The sequence below is a fragment of the Ruegeria sp. AP7 genome (genome assembly GCF_056539905.1).
Genome location: NZ_JBQFVT010000007.1, coordinates 44,392 through 62,766, shown reverse-complemented (window position 1 = coordinate 62,766; position 18,375 = coordinate 44,392). Strand labels below are relative to the sequence as shown.

The following is an 18,375-nucleotide window of genomic DNA, read 5'->3' as shown; positions in this document are numbered from 1 at the left end:
CCGACCCTTAACGGGGTTTCCTATGACACTTGCAGATACCGCACGCGTATCCGACAACCCGGTACGCCGTCCAAAACAACTATTTCGCAACCTGAGCGCCAAATTCGCCTCGATCCCGATGATCCTCACGGCGCTGGTGGTGTTCGTTGGCGGCACGGCGTGGACAGTCGCACATTCCTTCACCAAGTCTCGCCTGCTGCCAAAGTGGGACTTTGTTGGACTGGACCAATATGAACGGCTTTGGAACAGCAATCGCTGGATCATTTCGGTCGAAAACCTGTTGATCTACGGTGTGTGTTCGCTGGTTCTGACCATGGTCTTGGGTTTTACCCTCGCGGCCCTTCTGGATCGCAAGATCCGGTTCGAGGGCGCGTTTCGCACCATCTTTCTATATCCTTTCGCACTGTCCTTCATCGTAACCGGCCTCGCCTGGCAATGGATCCTGAACCCCGATTTCGGCATTCAAGGCGTTGTGCGCAACATGGGTTGGGAAAGCTTTACTTTCGACCCGCTCAACAATCCGGATATCGTTATCTTCGGCATCCTGATCGCAGGTCTCTGGCAGGGTACGGGCTTTGTCATGGTCATCATGCTGGCCGGTCTGCGCGGCATTGACGAAGACATCTGGAAAGCCGCACGAGTAGACGGCATCGGCATCACCAAAACCTATGTCCGCGTGATCATCCCAATGATGCGCCCTGTATTCGTGACTGCCTTGGTCATCATCGCCAGCGGCATCATCAAGCTTTACGATCTTGTGGTCGCGCAGACCAATGGCGGCCCGGGCATCGCATCCGAAGTCCCCGCCAAATACGTCATCAACTACATGTTCGAAGCGCAGAACCTCGCGCAGGGCTTTGCTGCCTCAACCATGATGTTGCTGTCGGTTATCATCGTGCTGGTCCCGTGGGCTTATTTGGAATTCGGAGGAAAGAAACGTGGTTGATGCGACATCCCAAACCGCTGGACGGATTCTCGAGGGCCCACGCGGAAGCAAGCCGAAATCGCGTCTCTCGCGCCGCAACATATTCCTCTATGGGACGTTGCTGTTGGTTTCGATCTACTACCTGCTGCCGCTCTACGTCATGATCGTAACCTCGCTGAAGGGGATGCCGGAAATCCGGTTGGGCAATATCTTTGCGCCACCTGTCGAAATCACTTTTGAGCCGTGGGTAAAGGCCTGGGCAGAGGCCTGTACGGGCATCAACTGCGATGGCCTGAGCCGTGGGTTCGGAAACTCGGTAAAGATCCTGATTCCATCGCTTATCCTGTCTATTTCGATTGCAAGCGTGAACGGCTACGCGCTTGCCAACTGGCGGTTCAAAGGGTCCGAAGTGTTCTTTACCATCCTGATAATCGGGGCCTTCATCCCCTATCAGACCATGCTCTATCCCATCGTGATCATCTTGCGAGAGATCGGGTTGATGGGCTCGCTCTGGGGGTTGGTTCTTGTACACACCGTGTTTGGGATGCCGATCCTGACTCTGCTGTTCCGAAACTACTTCACCTCGCTGCCGGAAGAGCTGTTCAAGGCCGCCCGTGTCGACGGTGCTGGGTTCTGGGGCGTCTATTTCCGGGTGATGCTACCCATGTCGATCCCGATTTTCGTGGTCGCGATGATCCTGCAGGTCACCGGCATCTGGAACGATTTCCTGTTCGGCGTGATTTACACAAAGCCCGAAACTTACCCCATGACGGTGCAGCTGAACAACATCGTGAACTCGGTCCAGGGCATCAAGGAATACAACGTCAACATGGCCGCAACGCTACTGACCGGCCTCGTCCCTCTCGTCATCTACTTTGTCTCCGGCAAACTCTTTGTGCGCGGTATCGCCGCCGGCGCCGTGAAAGGTTGACCCTATGAACATTCATTCCCATTCCGTCGAAGTCCGCGATTTGGACCTACACTTTGGCGAAGTCAAAGTTCTGCAGGAGCTGAACATCGACATCCATGAAGGCGAGTTTCTTGTGCTGCTGGGGTCGTCCGGTTGTGGCAAATCCACCCTGTTGAACTGTATCGCCGGGCTGCTGGACGTGACCGACGGGCAGATTTTCATCAAAGGTCAAAACGTCACCTGGAAGGAACCCTCAGACCGTGGCATCGGCATGGTGTTTCAGTCTTATGCGCTGTACCCGCAGATGACTGTTGAAGGAAACCTGTCCTTCGGCCTCAAGAACGCGCGCGTTGCCAGAGATGAGATCACCAAGCGCGTGGCGCGGGCCGCCGAAATATTGCAGATCGAACCTTTGCTCAAACGCAAGCCGGGCGCATTGTCCGGGGGTCAGCGCCAGCGCGTCGCCATCGGCCGGGCACTGGTACGTGATGTCGATGTGTTCCTGTTTGACGAGCCGCTCTCGAACCTTGACGCCAAACTGCGCACCGATCTGCGGGTTGAACTCAAACGCCTGCATCAGCAGCTCAAGAATACCATGATCTATGTGACGCATGATCAGGTCGAAGCGATGACACTTGCGGACCGGATTGCCATCATGAAAGGGGGCAAAATCATGCAATTGGGTAGCCCGGACGAAATCTACAACCGGCCACAAAACATCTATGTCGCAGGTTTCATCGGCAGCCCGGCAATGAACATGATCGAAGGCCGCATCGACAATGGCCATTTCGCCGGACACGACCTGTCGCTGCCGCTGGACGGCTACGAATTCGAAAGAACAGACCACCACGCCGGACCCGTTGTCATCGGTATTCGCCCCGAACATGTTCTGACCGGCGACGCGGTTGAGACTGCTGCAGCACAGGCAGAGGTCGAAGTTCAGATCGTCGAGAAACTGGGTTCGGATACCCTGGTTCACTCCACCCTTGGGTCACACAATCTACGTTTCCGCATGGATGGGCTCAGCCGCGTGGCCGAAGGCGATCGCCTGCGAATTGGTTTCGATACTTCACGCGCTTCGCTGTTTGACGCCGCGACCGAGACGCGACTGTAACCCGCGTCAGATGAAAGGACATATCATGCCTGCTATTTCATATCAGCTTTACGGTTCGCGAAACTGGCCCCTGCCGGACACGCTCGCTATGCTTTACGCAACAGGATTTAACGAGGTCGAAGGATATGGTGCCCTGTTCGCCCAAGCACCTTCGCTCACGGAAGACCTCGCAACGGCGGGGCTGAGAATGCCCACATTGCACTACGGCCTCGCCGACCTTGAACGCGACCCGGGCGCTGCGATTGATCTCGCCCAGGCTGTTGGAGCCGAAGCGGTGTTCGCACCCTTTCTAGATGCCGAAGACCGCCCGACGGATCGCGCCGGTTGGGAAGTATTTGCCGAACGTCTGGTAGCAGCCGGCAAACCACTGCAAAAGGCCGGGCTGATCTTCGGCTGGCACAATCACGATTTCGAACTGGTCGATCTGGGTGGTGGCGTAACACCGCTGGACATCATTGCCGGGGCCTCGCCCGATCTGAAGCTCGAGCTTGATCTCGGCTGGGTCGTGCGCGCCGGGCTGGACCCGGTACACCTCATCCGAACCTACAGTGATCAGATACATTCGGCGCATATCAAGGACCTCGCGCCGCAAGGCGATTGCGTTGACGAAGACGGTTGGGCCGATGTGGGTTATGGGGTCATGGACTGGACCGCGATCCACGACGCGCTGCAGGACGCCGGTGTCTCTCGTTATGTCATTGAACACGACAACCCCAACGACCACCATCGTTTCGCGTCGCGTTCGCTGGCAACCGTACAAGCCCTTTGAGGATATTCCATGAGCACTCTTGGCGTCGGCATCATCGGATGCGGCAGCATCTCTACTACGTACCTAAAATTTGCGCCCCTTTTTAAAGGGCTGGTAGTCCGTGCGGTCGCTGACATCAATATGAGCGCGGCGCAGTCCCGCGCCGACGAGTATAATATCCGCGCCGAGACAGTGGATGACCTGCTGTCCGCCAACGACATTGAGGTTGTCGTCAATCTGACCATCCCCGAGGCCCACTTCGACCTGACCAAGCGTATTCTCGAGGCCGGAAAACACGCCTATTCAGAAAAACCTCTGGTCCTGACATTGGATCAAGGCAAAGCCCTGCGGGATCTGGCCGAAAGCAAAGGGCTACGCGTGGGCTCGGCACCGGACACGTTTCTGGGTGGTGCGCACCAGCAAGCACGCGCGGTCATCGATGACGGCCAGATCGGCCGCGTGATCGGCGGAACCTGCCACGTGATGTCACGCGGCATGGAGCATTGGCACCCAAATCCGGACTTCTTCTTCCAACCCGGTGCAGGCCCGATCCTTGATCTCGGCCCATACTACATCACCAATCTGATCCAACTGATCGGTCCGGTTAAGGCCGTCTGCGCCATGACCGCTGCAAGTTTTCCCACGCGTACAATCGGCAATGGCACCCGCGAAGGCGAAAAGATCCCGGTCAATACACCGACCAATATCCACGCGCTTCTTGAGTTTGAAAATGGTGCCATCGTAACCTTAGGGGCCAGTTGGGACATCCGAGCTCATACGCATCCAAATATGGAGCTATACGGCACCGAGGGCACGATGCAGGTGCCCGACCCAAACTTCTTCGGCGGAGACGTGATGGTTTCTGATCAAGCTGGCGACCTGCATCCCGTGCCTGGCTCAGAGCATCCATTTGGCGTTCCGAATGAAATCCACGGCGAAGATAGGCTTCTGGCCAACTATCGCACCGCTGGTTTGGCGGACATGGTACAAGCAATACTGGAAGGACGTTCCCACCGTTGCAATATCGATCTGGCCCTTCACGCGGTTGATGTGATGACGTCCATTCTAGACGCAGGGGAAGACCGACGCTGGGTTGAAACCTCGACGACATGCACCAGGTCCGATCCACTGACCGAGAATGACGCTCGTTTATTGCTTGTCCCATAAACGACGCTATCCAGTTCGCGGTCTTGTTCTATGTTCGGTATGACATGTCCGTGATCTGGAAGAGATCATGCATGTCATGGGCGCCGATGGCCTTTCCCTAGTCTGCTTGGTGCTCGATCAATTCAGCGACTAAATAGGGCGGTGCTGTCAGACAAATTCGAACCAGTCTCAGCTAGGCCAGTTGAGCTGCCCTTTATGCCGCACCAAGTTCGCGCCGCTCGGCCAGAGCGGCGGTGCGTGCCAGCTTGAAGGTATCTCTGCTGGCTAGCGATCTTTCTTGGTTGAAGTAGTTGTAGACCGAGGAGCGGACGGCGGCGAATTTCTGCAAACTTCGCATGCGCCTGAAACGCTGCATCGCGCGTTCGCGCCGTCGAAACGGCAGGTGCGAATTCTCGACGCGGTTGTTGAGCCACCTGCCCGTCCTTTGTTTTTCGAGTACACCCAGTTCTCTGAGCGCGGCTCTGTATGAGGCGAAGCGATCCGTGACGACGGTTTCCACTTTACCGCGTATCTTCTTGAGGAATTTCAATGCTGCCTGATTGTTTCGACGTTTTGTGACGACTGCTCCCAACGCTTCGCCCTCGTGATCAACAGCCCGCGAAAGGTAATGCCTCTTGCCATTCACCTTCACCAAAACCTCATCCACGTGCCACTTCCATTTGGAGGATGCGCGCAGTTGTTGAACCCTCTTTCTTCGGATCTCAGAGGTAAACATCGGACCGAACCTGTTCCACCAATATCGGATAGTTTCGTGGCTCACGTCGATCCTGCATTCGTGCAGCAGATCTTCGCCATTCCGAAGCGAGAGCGGGAAACGGGTGTACAGCAACACCGCAAGGCGGATGATCTCGGGCTGGTTTTGAAGTACTTAAAAGAGGCAGGATTGGTTATGGGCAAAAGCTACGCAACACCCCTACCCCGCTCAAGCAAAGTTCTTCTGACAAGACCTGCGGGACATTGCCGACAAAAAGACAAAACTAAAACTCTGGTTTACGATAGGATAAACCGTTGCTTAGACGGCCAGTTTTTGATTTCAACCTCGTTCAAGCGCTCTTGGTTTTTTGCGCAACCAACTTAATCTTCAGGGATACTTGAACCGAAGAACTCGAACTTTCGAGTGCTACCCACTGTGATCGGTTTCTCGTTGGCAAAAAGACTGCTATCAAATGAGAACGAATTATCGGTTCCGATCATCTGAATGTGAGAATAAATGCGCTTAGCTCTTTTCATTCTCTTTCCGATTATGTTTATCGGGTTGCTTGTTTTTCTGATCTTTGGCTTGAAACCGCCCAACAGTATTAAGCTGGCCGCTGGCATAAGCGGCGGCGGATATTGGCAAGTTGGACAACTCTACAAAGCAGAACTTGCACGTGACGGCATTCAGGTAATTTTAGTTGAAACTGAGGGGTCCGTTGAGAACATTCAGAAACTTGTTTCTGGCGAAGTGGATGCCGCATTTGTTCAGGGTGGCCTGGAATTACCTCAGGACGAAAACTTACAGTCTTTGGGCGCCATTTTTCTTGAACCCATGGTGGTGTTCCGCGGAAAGTCTAGTCCAGTCGGGGCCAATGCAGGAGAATGGGGAGACATTCGCTTAGCTGCAGGAACCAAGGCGTCCGGTACCCGCGCCGCCGCTTTAGCGCTAATTGAGGCCGCCGAATTGCAAAATGTCGGCATAAACCTCGTCGATGTCGGGGGCAATGATGCGATAAAGGCGTTATATGCCAACGAAGCGGACGCGGCGTTGTTTGTCGCTCCACTCGATGCACCTTACCTTATGGATGCAATTTTTGATCCAGAAATCATTTTCGTCCCTATGGCTTTGGTCGATGCCCTTGCATTGAAACTTTCCGGAGCGAATTCGGTAACTGTACCGGCAGGATCAATCACACTTGACCCTCCGAGACCACCAGAGGACGTCAAGATCTTAGCATTGCGAGCTTCACTTATCGCCGCATCCGATCTGCACCCTGCAGTAACCGATAGATTAGTGAATGCAGCAAAGAACATTCATAGCGAACCTAATATTTTGCAAAGTGCGCGCGAGTATCCGAACACGGCTTCACCGCCTGTACCACTGAACAAAATTGCCACAGAACTCATAAACTCTGGGCCAAACTTTTTGCATGGCGTCTTGCCATATTGGATCGCAGCCCAGTTTGGCAGCGTACTGTTATTGCTGTTGCCTTTGTTGTTCTTAGTACCGTTTTTGCGGATAGTCCCGTCCAGTTACGTGTGGTTTCAAAAGCGCCGGGTCTGGCGTTTTTATCAGCGTATCATGGCGCTTGAGGAGGAACTCAGCAAGGCACAGACCTCAACTGAGGTTGAAGAAGTCGCCAAAAATATCGAAAACGTGGACACCGCCCTTGCAAATCTGAATCTGCCGCTCGCATACCGCCGGGGAGCATATGATGCACGTTTGCACATAGACCTAATTCGACAGGAGATTGCGCGTCGCCAAACTGCAAAAAGTTGATGAAACCTCAACGTTCGCAAGCAATCCGCGCTAAAATACCTTTTTAATTTGAGACTTCGATACAGGTGTGTGCTTTAGTTATTGCGTGTACGCCGCTTTGGGGTCGCAGCCATCGTTCGCAGAGATTTATTGAGCGGCGGCTGTGCTGGACGAATAGAGTTCAGATTATGCGTCATAGTTACTTGTATTGAGCGTTGTTAGGTTTGAACAAAATATGAGGTTAGGAAATGATCCGTTTAGCATCTATTCTGACTATCGCGCTTGCGGCTGGTGCGCACGCTGAGGACGTCCCAAGCACTCAACCTGGCGACAGAGAGTATTCTCCTTACCCGCAGCAAGACTTCCCTAATCAGGTCTTTTTCGGTGACACCCATTTGCACACATCGTACTCTGCTGATGCCGGCATGATCGGGAATGTACTTGGCCCTGATGAAGCGTACAGGTTTGCCAAAGGCGAAGTCGTTATATCCAGCACCGGAGTCGAAGCGAGGTTGCGCCGACCATTGGATTTTCTGGTTATCGCCGATCACGCCGAGAACCTTGGTCTTGCGCCGTTGCTCTCAGCCAAAGATGCCACGCTGCTCTCCACGGAGTTTGGCCAGCAACTGAACGCGGCTGTCGAGGCCGGTGATCCCGTTGGCGCATGGTCGATTTGGAGCCAAGCCAAGTCCACTGGCACAGACCCATTGGCGGATTATCAGGAGATTTACCAAACGGCGTGGAGCAACATTACCTCTGCCGCTGAGGCACACAATCAACCGGGTTTGTTTACTGCGCTTATCGGGTTCGAGTGGACCTCAAACCCACAGCGGAACAATCTGCACAGGAATGTCATATTCAACGGTGACAAAGAGGGCGCTGACAAGATCATCCCGTTCTCGAACTTTGATAGCTTTGACCCCGAAGACCTTTGGGCATGGATGGAACAAGCCGAAGAGACAACAGGCCAAAAGCTGCTCGCGATCCCGCACAATGGCAATTTGTCCAACGGGTTGATGTTCGACGAAGTGCGCTTGTCCGGCGAAGCGTTCGATGTTGAGTATTTCAAACAGCGTGCCAAGTGGGAACCGATCTACGAAATCACGCAAATGAAAGGTGACGGCGAAGCACATCCCATGCTGTCACCAGACGATGAATTTGCTGACTTCGAAACGTGGGACAAAGGACAACTTGGACCAGAGCCCAAGACACCGGAGATGCTTCCACGCGAGTATGCGCGGGCAGCATTGCGGCGGGGGCTTGGATACGAGGCGGAAACAGGGACAAACCCTTTCAAATTTGGCGTGATCGGTTCAACCGATGCTCATACATCGCTGTCCACGGTTGGCGAGGACAATTTCTTCGGGAAAGTCGCGGCTGTTGAACCTACTGCTGACCCGATCCGATTTGAAGAAGTCGTCGGCGGCATTGGTGGTGACGAGAGTGTTGCCCAATATGCATGGCAGACTTCGGCGTCGGGTTTGGCGGCCGTTTGGGCAAGGGAAAACACCCGCGAGGCCATTTGGGATGCTTTTGCTCGGAAGGAGGTCTATGCGACCACGGGACCGCACATGCGTATTCGCGTTTTTGCCGGATTTGAATTCGACGAAACAGACCTGCCACGAGCGGATTTTGCCGCGTATGGATATGAAAATGGCGTCCCGATGGGGGCGGATTTGCCAGCGGATAGTGACGGTCGGTCTCCGCGCCTTCTCGTCCGTGCGCTCCGTGACCCCGATGGGGCCAACCTCGACCGTATTCAGATTGTCAAAGGCTGGCTGAACAGTGACGGCACAACTTCGGAACGTGTTTATGATGTTGCTTGTGGCGGGCGTGAGCTTGTAAACACGGCGTGTGAGGGCCCGGTTGGCAATACGGTGGATGTAGAAAACGCGTATTGGACAAATGACATCGGCCAGGCAATTCTCGCTGGATATTGGAAAGACCCGAACTTCGACCCGACGCAAAGCGCGTTTTACTATGTCAGAGTGCTGGCAATACCAACGCCGCGTTGGACGACATACGATGCAAAGGTGTTCGGAACGGAGATCCCAGACGAAGCACCGCGCTCGATACAGGAGCGGGCCTACACATCACCAATTTGGTACACACCTCAGGGATGAGCGATATTAGGTTAAGACTAAGTATCACTTAGTCTGCTCTGGGCTCACTGCCGACATTCATTGCAATCTGCTAAACATCTGCTTTGCGGACGAAGCAGATATCGCCCGCAGAGCGAAAACAGAGACTTCTTCCACTTTGGAAATAGATGCGCGGGGTGCCGAGGTGGGTTTCACCCCGCGCGACACTCAGTTGAGCGTATTCTTTTAGATCACACCATCCTTCATGATGAGATCAATGTTGTTTTCGTAGTCGACGAGCAACTCAGCATCTTCGACCGGGTTGCCCTCGACCAGAAGCAGATCGGCGTAAGCGCCCAGCTCGATGACACCCAATGGGCCTTCCTGATAAGGATTGCGGGGGCCCGACATCGCAACGAGTTCTGCCGTCGTCGACGTAGCTTGCACCAAAATTTCATGAAACGTGAACCATTGTTTGCGGAGCGCGAACTCTTCATTTTGCCGCGCTAGAGTATCCGAAGTGCCAAATACGTCAGTGCCGAAAGCAATCTTCACTCCATTATCTCTTGCGAGGCGCATGGACAAGTCGAGCCCTTCAACAAGTGGTTGGATTTTCGCGACCATGGAAGAAGGCAAGACTTCCAAAGACTCAGGTGTTGGCGAGAATGCGACCGCTTGAGGATTGTAAATCGCACCAGCGTTTCTCATCGCTACCATAGTGGACGCGTCCTTGATCATGGTCCCATGGTCGATGTTCATGACCCCAGCTTCAAGACCCCGCAGCACCGAACGGTCGGAACATGCATGAACCATCACATACGTGTTCCAGTCCTCAGCAGCCTCAACTGCCGCCCTAATCACATCTACTGTGAACTGCGCTGTGTCCAAAGGGTCGTAAGCAGATGCGGCGCCACCTCCAACACTCACTTTTATCTGCGTCGCGCCGCAGCGAAGTACTTCCCGCGTATAGGCGAGTACTTCACTGCGACCGTCCGCCAGAAAGGCCCAGTTCGTCTCAAAAGCATTTCTGCTGCTCCGATCGCGCGTATGACTCTCGTTAAAAGAGCGAAAATCGGTATGACAGACGTTTGACCGATGAAGTGACCAGACGGGTAAATTCGAGGGCCGGCAAGCAATCCTTCATCAATAGCCTTGGCAATACCGTAAGCCGGCCCACCAGCATCCCGAAGCGTCGTAAACCCACGCAACAGCATTTTTTCGGCTTCTTAAGCGGCGACTGCGCTCAGGTAGCCCCAGTGCCAATCATTCGCGACTTGGTTGGGCGAGGCTGGGATCATGATGTGATTGTGTGCATCAATCAAACCGGCATCAGCGTACGCCCGCCGCCGTCGATGATCTGAGCGTTTGCCGCGACCAGAGGTTCTGATGACACTTCGGCGACAAGGTTACCGACCACCAGCACGTTTGCGTTCTCGATCCGCTCTTCGCTTACGCCGTCAAAGACGTGGACATTCGTGAAAAGGACCGGAATGTCTTCTTCTTTTGCGACGCTTGGTGCTGCCGCCAGTCCCGCAAGGCAAACCGCCGAAGCGGCAAAAACCAATCTGAGTGATGCAACCGGACAAATTTGGAAACCCATCAACGTACCTCCCTGATTTGTAAATTCTGACCTTGGATGTACGTTAACAGGAAGTAGAGCATTTGAGTGTTGTCTTCTGTGGAAAATTTCAATTTTCTCAGTCCAGTAAGGATAACTCAATGAACCAGTCCAAGGCCGCATTAATGGCGCTTCCCGTGATGCAGTCGAAGTTCTTGGCCGAGGTGATTGACCGAGCCTGCAATTCGGGTGCGGACCGCAATCAGATATTGAAGGGGTGTTTGCTGCGACCCGAAGTACTCGATGAACCCAGCCAACCCATTCCTGGCGCGTATATCTGGCATCGACACGGGCCGCTGTTTTGTCCGGCAATCCTTATCTATGCGCAGAAATCGCGCGGGAATATGATTGGAGTGCAGGTTTCGTACCTCCGGTCACCATGAGCGAAAATGCCGCCAAACTAGGCTGCCTACAAACTCGTATGAATCAAATGAGTGTTGCTCTAAGACAAATTCGAAGCGGTCTCAGTTGCGCCAATTGGGAGTGTCCTCAATGCCGCGCACGGATCGCGCCACTCAAGCAAGCCAAATCTGAACGGGATCTTTGACCGACATGACTGGACCGGCAAAGCGAGATTTTGGAAACATAGTAAAGCTGGCCACCGCCTCTTTCACCTTTCAAAAGAGCAACTTAATTGGCGCTCCAGTTGCTCCACCGCCCCACGGAAGACGAAGGCTGTTTGATAGTTCAGCGCCGTCCAGGCCAAGCGTGACCAACCCTAAGCAGTGTTTATGAAACGTCTAGGTAGCATTCAAAATCGGACCATCTAACAATCTGACCAATTCTCCAAAATAGCCTCCAGAACGCGCGGGACGCGTAGGATCAGATGTAATTGCGACAGCAAGGTTTCGCTCAGGACGGGGCGCTATGATTTGGCCTCAGTACCCACGCGCCAAAGCATAGCCTGAAGGGGACAGAAACCAGCCATAGCCGTAGTCCATTCCAGAGAAAGGCGAACGGCCGTGTGGCTTGGTCGATTCCATGACCCAACGCTCAGGAACGATTTGCGTGTTGGCAAAAGCCCCGCGGTCCCGAAGCAACACCGCGATCTTCAACATCGACCTCGGCCTAATCGCCATCTCGTTCCCACCCAAGTAGTAGCCCTGTGGATCCCTTGTCCAAGCAGGTATCTCGATACCAAGCGGAGCACCTAGCCTTTCACGCGTCAGTCTCAATAGGCTTTGTCCGGTTGCTGCGGTCAGTGCTGCGCCAAGCACATGGGTCGATCCAGTAGAATAGAGCATCTGCTGTCCGGGCTCAGCAACCATCGGTCGTGTCAACGCGTCTGCGATCCAGTTGGGATAGTTGATCCATTCTCCGTAGTTGCTGCCCGAAGTTCTTTCGAGCCCCGCGCGCGGCGTCACCAGATCCTCCATCGTAATGCTTTCGGAACCGGGTGTCGCATTAGCGGGCAAAAGCCGTGGAGCGACCTCCTGCAAGGTGGATTCTACAGATGGGATATCCTGCCGGTCAATCGCTGTCCCCAACAACAAAGCCACGATGCTTTTCGAACAAGACTTAATATTGTCCGGCCTATCCAGGCCTGCACCCTGTTGGGCCTGCGCGAAAATGACATCGTCGCCGCGTTGAATTTGAAGTGAATGCAACTGCGGAAGACCGCTAATTGCATCATTCAGCGCCACCGTTCGTCCCCGCGCAATATACGTAGCACAAATTGCGGTTGCGGTAACCAACAGGAGCTTTCGACGGGTGATCATGGCCTTCATTTGGAAGCAAATCTCGGAATGTCCAGACACCTACGCAACATCACAAGATTTATTGTCCAAGATGTAAGAAAGCCTCCGCAAACGAAAAATGGGATTTGAGGCAACAGGGGGCGTCGTTCGTACAATTGACGAGCATCCTTGCGCTTACGAATTGTGTTAGACTGACCCCGAGGACATTCTAGCAGGAGATCTCCCGTTGCTAACGAATTCACTCCGTCTCGCACTCTCGGTCATAACAATCGCCATGTCGGTGGGCGCCCTACCGGACCGCGCCAATGCGATAACGCAAGATGTTCCTGCGTGGCTACAAAAGCACGTCGGTACAGGTGAGGGGCAAATCGCGCCAATCGTTTTGGAAAGGGCACGAGCGCTTTACATCAAGAAACTACGCCGAGGCGAAGTCAGGAACCCTTGCTACCTTGCCAAGGACGCAACCCGCCCCAGCACTGCAAGTAACGGCAATCCGGGTAAGCGTTTTTATGTCATCTGCGAGTCACAAAAGTCCTTCCGAGCGGTTTCGTCCGGCTATGGCAATGGCAGAAAACTCCAGCGCGCCAATTTTTCGAATGGCCGACAATGCGCGAAGAACTTCAGCAATGCAGAGGGCTCTAAACTAACCGCCGGAGGCGCCTATGTGACGGCTGAAACCCGCACGTCCTTCAAAGGTTACCACAGTCATTCCGGCAAAACGCAGCCGTTCTACCGCACGTTTCTTTTGTTTGATGGTGAAGGAGAAACGAGCAATGCTCGCGAGCGTGCCATCGGAGGCCATCCGGCTGTCTTCCTGAAGTGGCAATGTAGGTTCAAAAACCCTCAAAGCACTCATGCAGACAACGACGGTTATGTCCCCTACGGAAAACTTGTGAACTACACTGGTGGTCGTAGCAATGGTTGCACAACCTGGTCACAATCCGCCTCAAAAGAGATTTTGGCGCTTGTAGAAGGGAACCCGGCGACCCTCTACATCTACCCAGAATCCAAAGACATAAACGCTGTCGCCAAAGCGTTAAAAAAGGGAAAATCACTTTCTCGAGCTGGAGTTTATTGGAACGCAGCTTGCCTAAAAACGATTGGCGAACCAAAGTTTTGGCCCAAAAGCAGCCTCCAACCGATCATAAATAGTTGGAGAGCATCCTTGCCTCAACAGCCACCACTGGAATTGCCGATCTGCAAGTAAACTGCAAAGCAGACCGTTGGCGCGCTACCCTTCAAGCCTTTCTGCTGTGGGCTCGATGTTGACGTTCAGCGAGTTTCACTCAATGTCTGCTTTGCGGACAAAGTTTCCATTCGCCGCCATGTGGTCTTGAGATGCCGGCCGATCTTCTTCTACGCAAACCAAGATGTCCCGTTAGCCTAGAAATAATCTTTTCACAAAACGCTTATTCCACTTTGACTATACTCTTTTTAAGCCCTCCACCACGGCTTCAGTAATCTTCACAAGCGACAAGTAAAAAGGATCGGACCCGCTATGGCGATGGACCTTTTTCGAGAAAACACTGTACCATGGCAATATCTCACTGGAAGCAAATTGTGTGGCGTCTAGTGCGGCGTGATGCCCTTCCAAACAAATCGCGAGATACTCGAGCATTATTGCCAAGTGATCGGCCGGTTCAGAGTAGCTATTGGCAACTTCTTTTCCGGCTTGCTTCAGAAGTGACAGCATTCTGTAATGTGGGGTGGACATGAGTGTCCCGTCTCCTTGCCAGGCGGAAGCATATAGTGGCGCCGCTTCCCTTCCACCTGCCAGAAACACACTTCCGTAACTGATTGCGAGCCTTCTTTGCGTTTCCTGAGCATTGGACCACGTTTTCATTTCCTGGATCAGTTGATCTGTTCCAGCAGCACCACGCAAAAGCTCGTCTGCGACTCCGTTGTAGCATGCCGCAATTGTTGCCAAGTCAAGTTCACGCGCGAATGCATTCGATAGAAAACGTATCAGTTGCGGGGAAACTTCTTTCATACACTAGTCGGCCCGCCAAAAGCCGTTACTTGCGGAACTTCTCCTTCAAACTTCTCCATCTCAACTATACAGGTATTGGCTGAAGTAGCTTGAGAAAGTTTTGAGGCCCCCACATCCAAAGTGACGGTGTTTGGATCACCATAAGTGTCTAAAGCGTTTGGCGATGCATCGACTGGACCGTACCAAGCACCTTCATGAATACGAATTACTCCTCTCGGATAATCTTCACTCAGAACTGCACCCGCTAAAAGTTGACCGCGATCATTAAAAACACGCACGATATCCCCGTCTTCTATACCTCGTTCGGCCGCGTCTTCCGGGTTGACGTATACAGGCTCTCGATCCTTAACCGCGTACGTCGCGCGGTATGGATCGCTCTCGCACATTTGAGAATGAAGTCGCTGATCAGGGTGACAGGATTGTAGCCACAGCGGAAACTTCTCTGACCCCGGCCCCCCATGAGAACGTTCGATTTTTTCCATCCACTTAGGATGCTCTCCGCAATCATCGTACCCATAGTTGCCGATAGTACGGCTGGAAATTTCAATAAAACCTGAAGGCGTTCCAAGAGCGTTTATTTCCGGGTCGTCGCGGAAATCGGCGTGCCTGACCCAGGGTTCACCCCTCTCAAACCGAACGATGCCTTTTTCCCAAAACTCGTCGAAGGACGGCATCTCATAGCCTCCCTCGTTTGCGCTGCGGGTCGTTTCATAAAGGCTTTTAACCCATTCCATTTCATCCCAACCGCGTGTGTATTCTTCTTCGCGATCGAAGCGTTTGCAGAATAGCGAGAATATCTCAAAATCGGTTTTGGAGTGGAACAACGGATCGACCAGTTTCTTCATCGCGATCACACCGGAGCGTGAATAGGAACCGTAGCTATCGATATCATTTCGCTCAAACTGAGTGCACGCGGGCAGTACCAAATCTGCGTGTCTGCATGTGGCAGTCCACGCATAGTCTATTGCAACAATGGTCTCCAGTTTTTGGATGGCCACACGCATTTTGTTGTGATCCTGATGATGATGGAAGGGATTGCAACCAGTGAAGATTGCCATACGGATGTCCGGATAAGTAACCGTATGACCGTTGTGTTCGACTGTCCCACCGGGGTTCATCAGGCAATCAATCCATCTGGCGACGGGGATCGTACTGCTTGCTCCCAGGAAGTTGTCGTCCGTTCGCACAGGATCGACACCAATATCCAAGTTAAGGGGAAACGCCCCAGGCATGCTGGCGCCGGAAGGTGCTACACCGATACCGCTATAATGGTGAGAGTAGCTAATACCACCACCTGGCAGCCCGATTTGCCCCAGCATAGCCGCTATGATCGCTCCCATCCAATACGGCTGTTCGCCGTGCTGTTGCCGCTGGACAGACCAACCGAAGATCAATTGAGTTCGGTCTGAAGCAAGAAGACGAGCGAACTCCTTAATCGTATCAACAGGCACGCCACAAATTGGTGCAGCCCATTCGGGCGTTTTTTCAACTCCGTCTTCAGCTTTACCCATGACGTAGGCGATGAAAGGTTCATAACCGAGCGTGTAGACACTCAGGAACTCTTGGTCGTGCAGGCCTTCGGTGTGAAGTGTGTGTGCCAACGCTAACATGAAAGGTACATCCGTCATCGGATTGATATAGAGCTGCTCCGCTCCGATGTGTTTTTGCGTTTTTGTGCGCACTGGATCCACGCTGATGGACCGGATTTCTCCAGAAGCGATCTTGTCCCGCAACTGATCAAAATACTCAAAAGGTTCGTGTGTTTCGCACGTCCAGCCGACTTGCAGGTTTTTCAGCGGGTCATTTGCCCAGAATACGATGGTCTTGGCGTTGTCCAAGATCAGTGGCCAACTAGTTCCCTGAGAGTACACTTCAGTGGAGCCCAGCACATATGGAAGAATAGTTTGACCAGCGCCAGTTGAATAGTCACCCGCTTTTTTCACATATCCGCCATACATGGACACGGCCCGGTTCATGTGATTGATGCACGAGTGGAATTGACCCGTCTGCCGCCACCCGGTCGCACCGGCATAGAGACCCGAAGGCCCGTGCGAAACCTGAACTCGCTCAATCTCTTCAAAGAACAAATCCAAAGCCTCGTCCCAGGTTAGACGAACGAACCGGTTGTCGCCCCTAGACGTCCGATCAGCATCCTTGCGTTTGTCGAGCCATTCTGCACGAGCCATGGGATAGCGGACGCGGGACGGTGAATAGATCAGGCCCTGGATGCCGTTCACCATGTCTGTCGGATGCGGATCGTCGGCGAGAGGGCGGACTTCAGCAACTTGTCCGCCTTTTACCAGAGCTTCAATAGCGCCCCAGTGAGAACCTGATGTTTTCCAAACGCCCGCAGACGTTAGTTGCTCAGCTCGAGCAGCGGCTGGCTGGAGCAAGCTGGGGCCTAATAGAGCAGATAATCCTGCTGCCCCGGTGCCTTTAAGAAAATCACGGCGCGTGGACATTGGTTTCTCCTCAATGAGAGCCGCCATAATCAGCGGAATGTTTTTGCAAATAGGTCAGCACCAAATTGGCCTGAGCTTCATCCATGTTGGTAAAGCCGACCATACCGTTGAACTGTGCTGGCCAGGAATTGGTGCCAAAGTGATCTGGGTCCGGTTGTGCGTGGCAAGTCGAGCAATTTGAAGCATAGCTTTCCTCTGCCACAGTCCAAAGCTCATCTATCTCGTCCACGTATCCCTGTTTGTCTGACCAGAGGGTCACTGTAACAGGGGCCCAATCGAGCCCTGTCGCCTCATCCGTTTGGGGCGCAGAAGCCTCAACCAACTGTGCGTCTTGCGCGGTGTCCTTGGACAGAACCGCAACCCGAATATTGTGCCCAAACTCGTCAAATATGACGCGGCCAAACCCTTTATCTTTTCGCCACGCTTTCAGTGCAAACTGAATACGGTCGCCGCTTTCATCCAGAATTTCGACGGCGGCGCCGAGGGTTAGGTTGCCTACTGGTTCCGTCGACTCTGCGCTGTCGTAAACGGGAATATCCCGAATAGCGAAGTAGTCTTCACCGACGGATACACTTCCAGAATTTGCCTTGTTTTCCAATTTGGCCATGGCCGGGCTTCCGACCGCAACGTTGTCTGGCAAGTGATGGGCTATGCCTTTGTGACACTCGATGCAGCCGGTATTTAGTGCTGCTGCAGGTTCCATGTAAAACCGCGCTTCGGCCGACATAGCGTCCCAATCCATGCTGTCATAATCATGACAATTGCGGCATTCGAGAGAGTTGTTTGCCTCCAGTCGAGCCCATTCGTGTTTTGCCAATTCTGCACGGCGCTCTTCAAACTTTTCACGGGTGTTTATGGTTCCAAATACAGCTGCCCAGACCTCCTTCGAGGCTTGCATTTTTCTGGCAACCTTATTGGTCCACTCGTGTGGCACATGACAATCCGGACATGTTGCACGCACACCCGTACGGTTCTCCCAGTGGACAGTGGACTGAAGTTCCACGTAGACATTATCGCGCATTGCATGGCAGGAAACGCAGAATTGCTCTGTGTTGGTAAGCTCCATCGCGGTATTGAAACCGCCCCAGAAAATTATCCCTGTAATGAAGCCGCCGAGGCTGATTACACCAAGACTGATCGTCGTAGCTGGGCGCGAAACCGTATTCCAAAATGATGACAATGTGGACTTCAGAGACATGAGAACTAGC

The 18,375-nt window shown here is 53.3% G+C and carries 17 protein-coding genes; 10 read left to right on the top strand and 7 right to left on the bottom strand.

The window, feature by feature from the left end; genetic code table 11:
* Positions 1–22 precede the first annotated feature (22 nt).
* From ACR0KN_RS13900 to ACR0KN_RS13880, 5 genes are read left to right on the top strand one after another with little or no spacing between them, the layout of a single operon-like run.
* Entirely contained in the window at positions 23–946 is a 924-nt protein-coding gene (locus tag ACR0KN_RS13900; RefSeq protein ID WP_170780558.1) for a carbohydrate ABC transporter permease, read from the top strand.
* Entirely contained in the window at positions 939–1,856 is a 918-nt protein-coding gene (locus ACR0KN_RS13895; protein WP_170780559.1) for a carbohydrate ABC transporter permease, read from the top strand. Before ACR0KN_RS13900 ends, ACR0KN_RS13895 begins: the two co-directional genes overlap by 8 nt.
* 4 nt (positions 1,857–1,860) lie before the next feature.
* Entirely contained in the window at positions 1,861–2,949 is a 1,089-nt protein-coding gene (locus ACR0KN_RS13890) for an ABC transporter ATP-binding protein (protein WP_480654321.1), read from the top strand.
* 25 nt (positions 2,950–2,974) lie between these two features.
* Positions 2,975–3,718 carry a sugar phosphate isomerase/epimerase family protein gene (locus ACR0KN_RS13885; RefSeq protein ID WP_480654319.1) on the top strand — a complete coding sequence of 248 codons (744 nt, stop codon included), beginning with the start codon at positions 2,975–2,977 and terminating at the stop codon, positions 3,716–3,718.
* 9 nt (positions 3,719–3,727) lie between these two features.
* The gene (locus ACR0KN_RS13880; RefSeq protein WP_480654317.1) at positions 3,728–4,864 is read left to right on the top strand and encodes a Gfo/Idh/MocA family protein; all 1,137 of its coding nucleotides are present in this window, start codon (positions 3,728–3,730) and stop codon (positions 4,862–4,864) included.
* Positions 4,865–5,057: 193 nt separating this feature from the next.
* Here the strand turns inward: ACR0KN_RS13880 and ACR0KN_RS13875 are convergent, their stop codons facing one another.
* Complete coding sequence (locus ACR0KN_RS13875) at positions 5,058–5,711, bottom strand: IS6 family transposase (RefSeq protein ID WP_480654518.1); 654 nt, start codon at positions 5,709–5,711, stop codon at positions 5,058–5,060.
* Here ACR0KN_RS13875 and ACR0KN_RS13870 point away from each other — a divergent pair.
* From ACR0KN_RS13870 to ACR0KN_RS13860, 3 genes are all read left to right on the top strand, one after another.
* Positions 5,616–5,942 carry a hypothetical protein gene (locus tag ACR0KN_RS13870; RefSeq protein WP_480654315.1) on the top strand — a complete coding sequence of 109 codons (327 nt, stop codon included), beginning with the start codon at positions 5,616–5,618 and terminating at the stop codon, positions 5,940–5,942. The genes ACR0KN_RS13875 and ACR0KN_RS13870 overlap by 96 nt on opposite strands.
* A 132-nt stretch (positions 5,943–6,074) precedes the next feature.
* Positions 6,075–7,340: a TAXI family TRAP transporter solute-binding subunit gene (locus tag ACR0KN_RS13865; protein WP_260023778.1), complete on the top strand. Its 1,266-nt coding sequence runs from the start codon at positions 6,075–6,077 to the stop codon at positions 7,338–7,340.
* A gap of 227 nt (positions 7,341–7,567) precedes the next feature.
* On the top strand, positions 7,568–9,442 hold the full coding sequence (locus ACR0KN_RS13860) for a DUF3604 domain-containing protein (protein ID WP_480654313.1): 1,875 nt from the start codon (positions 7,568–7,570) through the stop codon (positions 9,440–9,442).
* Positions 9,443–9,646: 204 nt separating this feature from the next.
* Here the strand turns inward: ACR0KN_RS13860 and ACR0KN_RS13855 are convergent, their stop codons facing one another.
* Both ACR0KN_RS13855 and ACR0KN_RS13850 read right to left on the bottom strand, forming a co-directional pair.
* The gene (locus tag ACR0KN_RS13855) at positions 9,647–10,399 is read right to left on the bottom strand and encodes an amidohydrolase family protein (protein ID WP_480654516.1); all 753 of its coding nucleotides are present in this window, start codon (positions 10,397–10,399) and stop codon (positions 9,647–9,649) included.
* Between the two features lie 319 nt (positions 10,400–10,718).
* Positions 10,719–11,000 carry a hypothetical protein gene (locus ACR0KN_RS13850; protein WP_480654311.1) on the bottom strand — a complete coding sequence of 94 codons (282 nt, stop codon included), beginning with the start codon at positions 10,998–11,000 and terminating at the stop codon, positions 10,719–10,721.
* Positions 11,001–11,119: 119 nt separating this feature from the next.
* Here ACR0KN_RS13850 and ACR0KN_RS13845 point away from each other — a divergent pair, with 119 nt between their 5' ends.
* The gene (locus ACR0KN_RS13845) at positions 11,120–11,401 is read left to right on the top strand and encodes a hypothetical protein (RefSeq protein ID WP_480553672.1); all 282 of its coding nucleotides are present in this window, start codon (positions 11,120–11,122) and stop codon (positions 11,399–11,401) included.
* A gap of 495 nt (positions 11,402–11,896) precedes the next feature.
* On the opposite strand, the gene ACR0KN_RS13840 is transcribed toward ACR0KN_RS13845, so the two are convergent.
* Complete coding sequence (locus tag ACR0KN_RS13840; protein ID WP_480654309.1) at positions 11,897–12,745, bottom strand: serine hydrolase domain-containing protein; 849 nt, start codon at positions 12,743–12,745, stop codon at positions 11,897–11,899.
* 196 nt (positions 12,746–12,941) lie between these two features.
* On the opposite strand from ACR0KN_RS13840, the gene ACR0KN_RS13835 reads away from it, so the two are divergent.
* The gene (locus ACR0KN_RS13835) at positions 12,942–13,922 is read left to right on the top strand and encodes a hypothetical protein (RefSeq protein ID WP_480654307.1); all 981 of its coding nucleotides are present in this window, start codon (positions 12,942–12,944) and stop codon (positions 13,920–13,922) included.
* 216 nt (positions 13,923–14,138) lie between these two features.
* Here ACR0KN_RS13835 and ACR0KN_RS13830 read toward each other — a convergent pair whose 3' ends face one another.
* From ACR0KN_RS13830 to torC, 3 genes are read right to left on the bottom strand one after another with little or no spacing between them, the layout of a single operon-like run.
* Entirely contained in the window at positions 14,139–14,705 is a 567-nt protein-coding gene (locus ACR0KN_RS13830; RefSeq protein WP_480654305.1) for a molecular chaperone TorD family protein, read from the bottom strand.
* Positions 14,702–17,167, bottom strand: a complete 2,466-nt coding sequence (gene torA / locus ACR0KN_RS13825; RefSeq protein WP_480654303.1) for a trimethylamine-N-oxide reductase TorA — start codon at positions 17,165–17,167, stop codon at positions 14,702–14,704. Before torA ends, ACR0KN_RS13830 begins: the two co-directional genes overlap by 4 nt.
* Positions 17,168–17,177: 10 nt before the next feature.
* Positions 17,178–18,365: a pentaheme c-type cytochrome TorC gene (torC, locus tag ACR0KN_RS13820; protein WP_480654301.1), complete on the bottom strand. Its 1,188-nt coding sequence runs from the start codon at positions 18,363–18,365 to the stop codon at positions 17,178–17,180.
* Positions 18,366–18,375 lie beyond the last annotated feature (10 nt).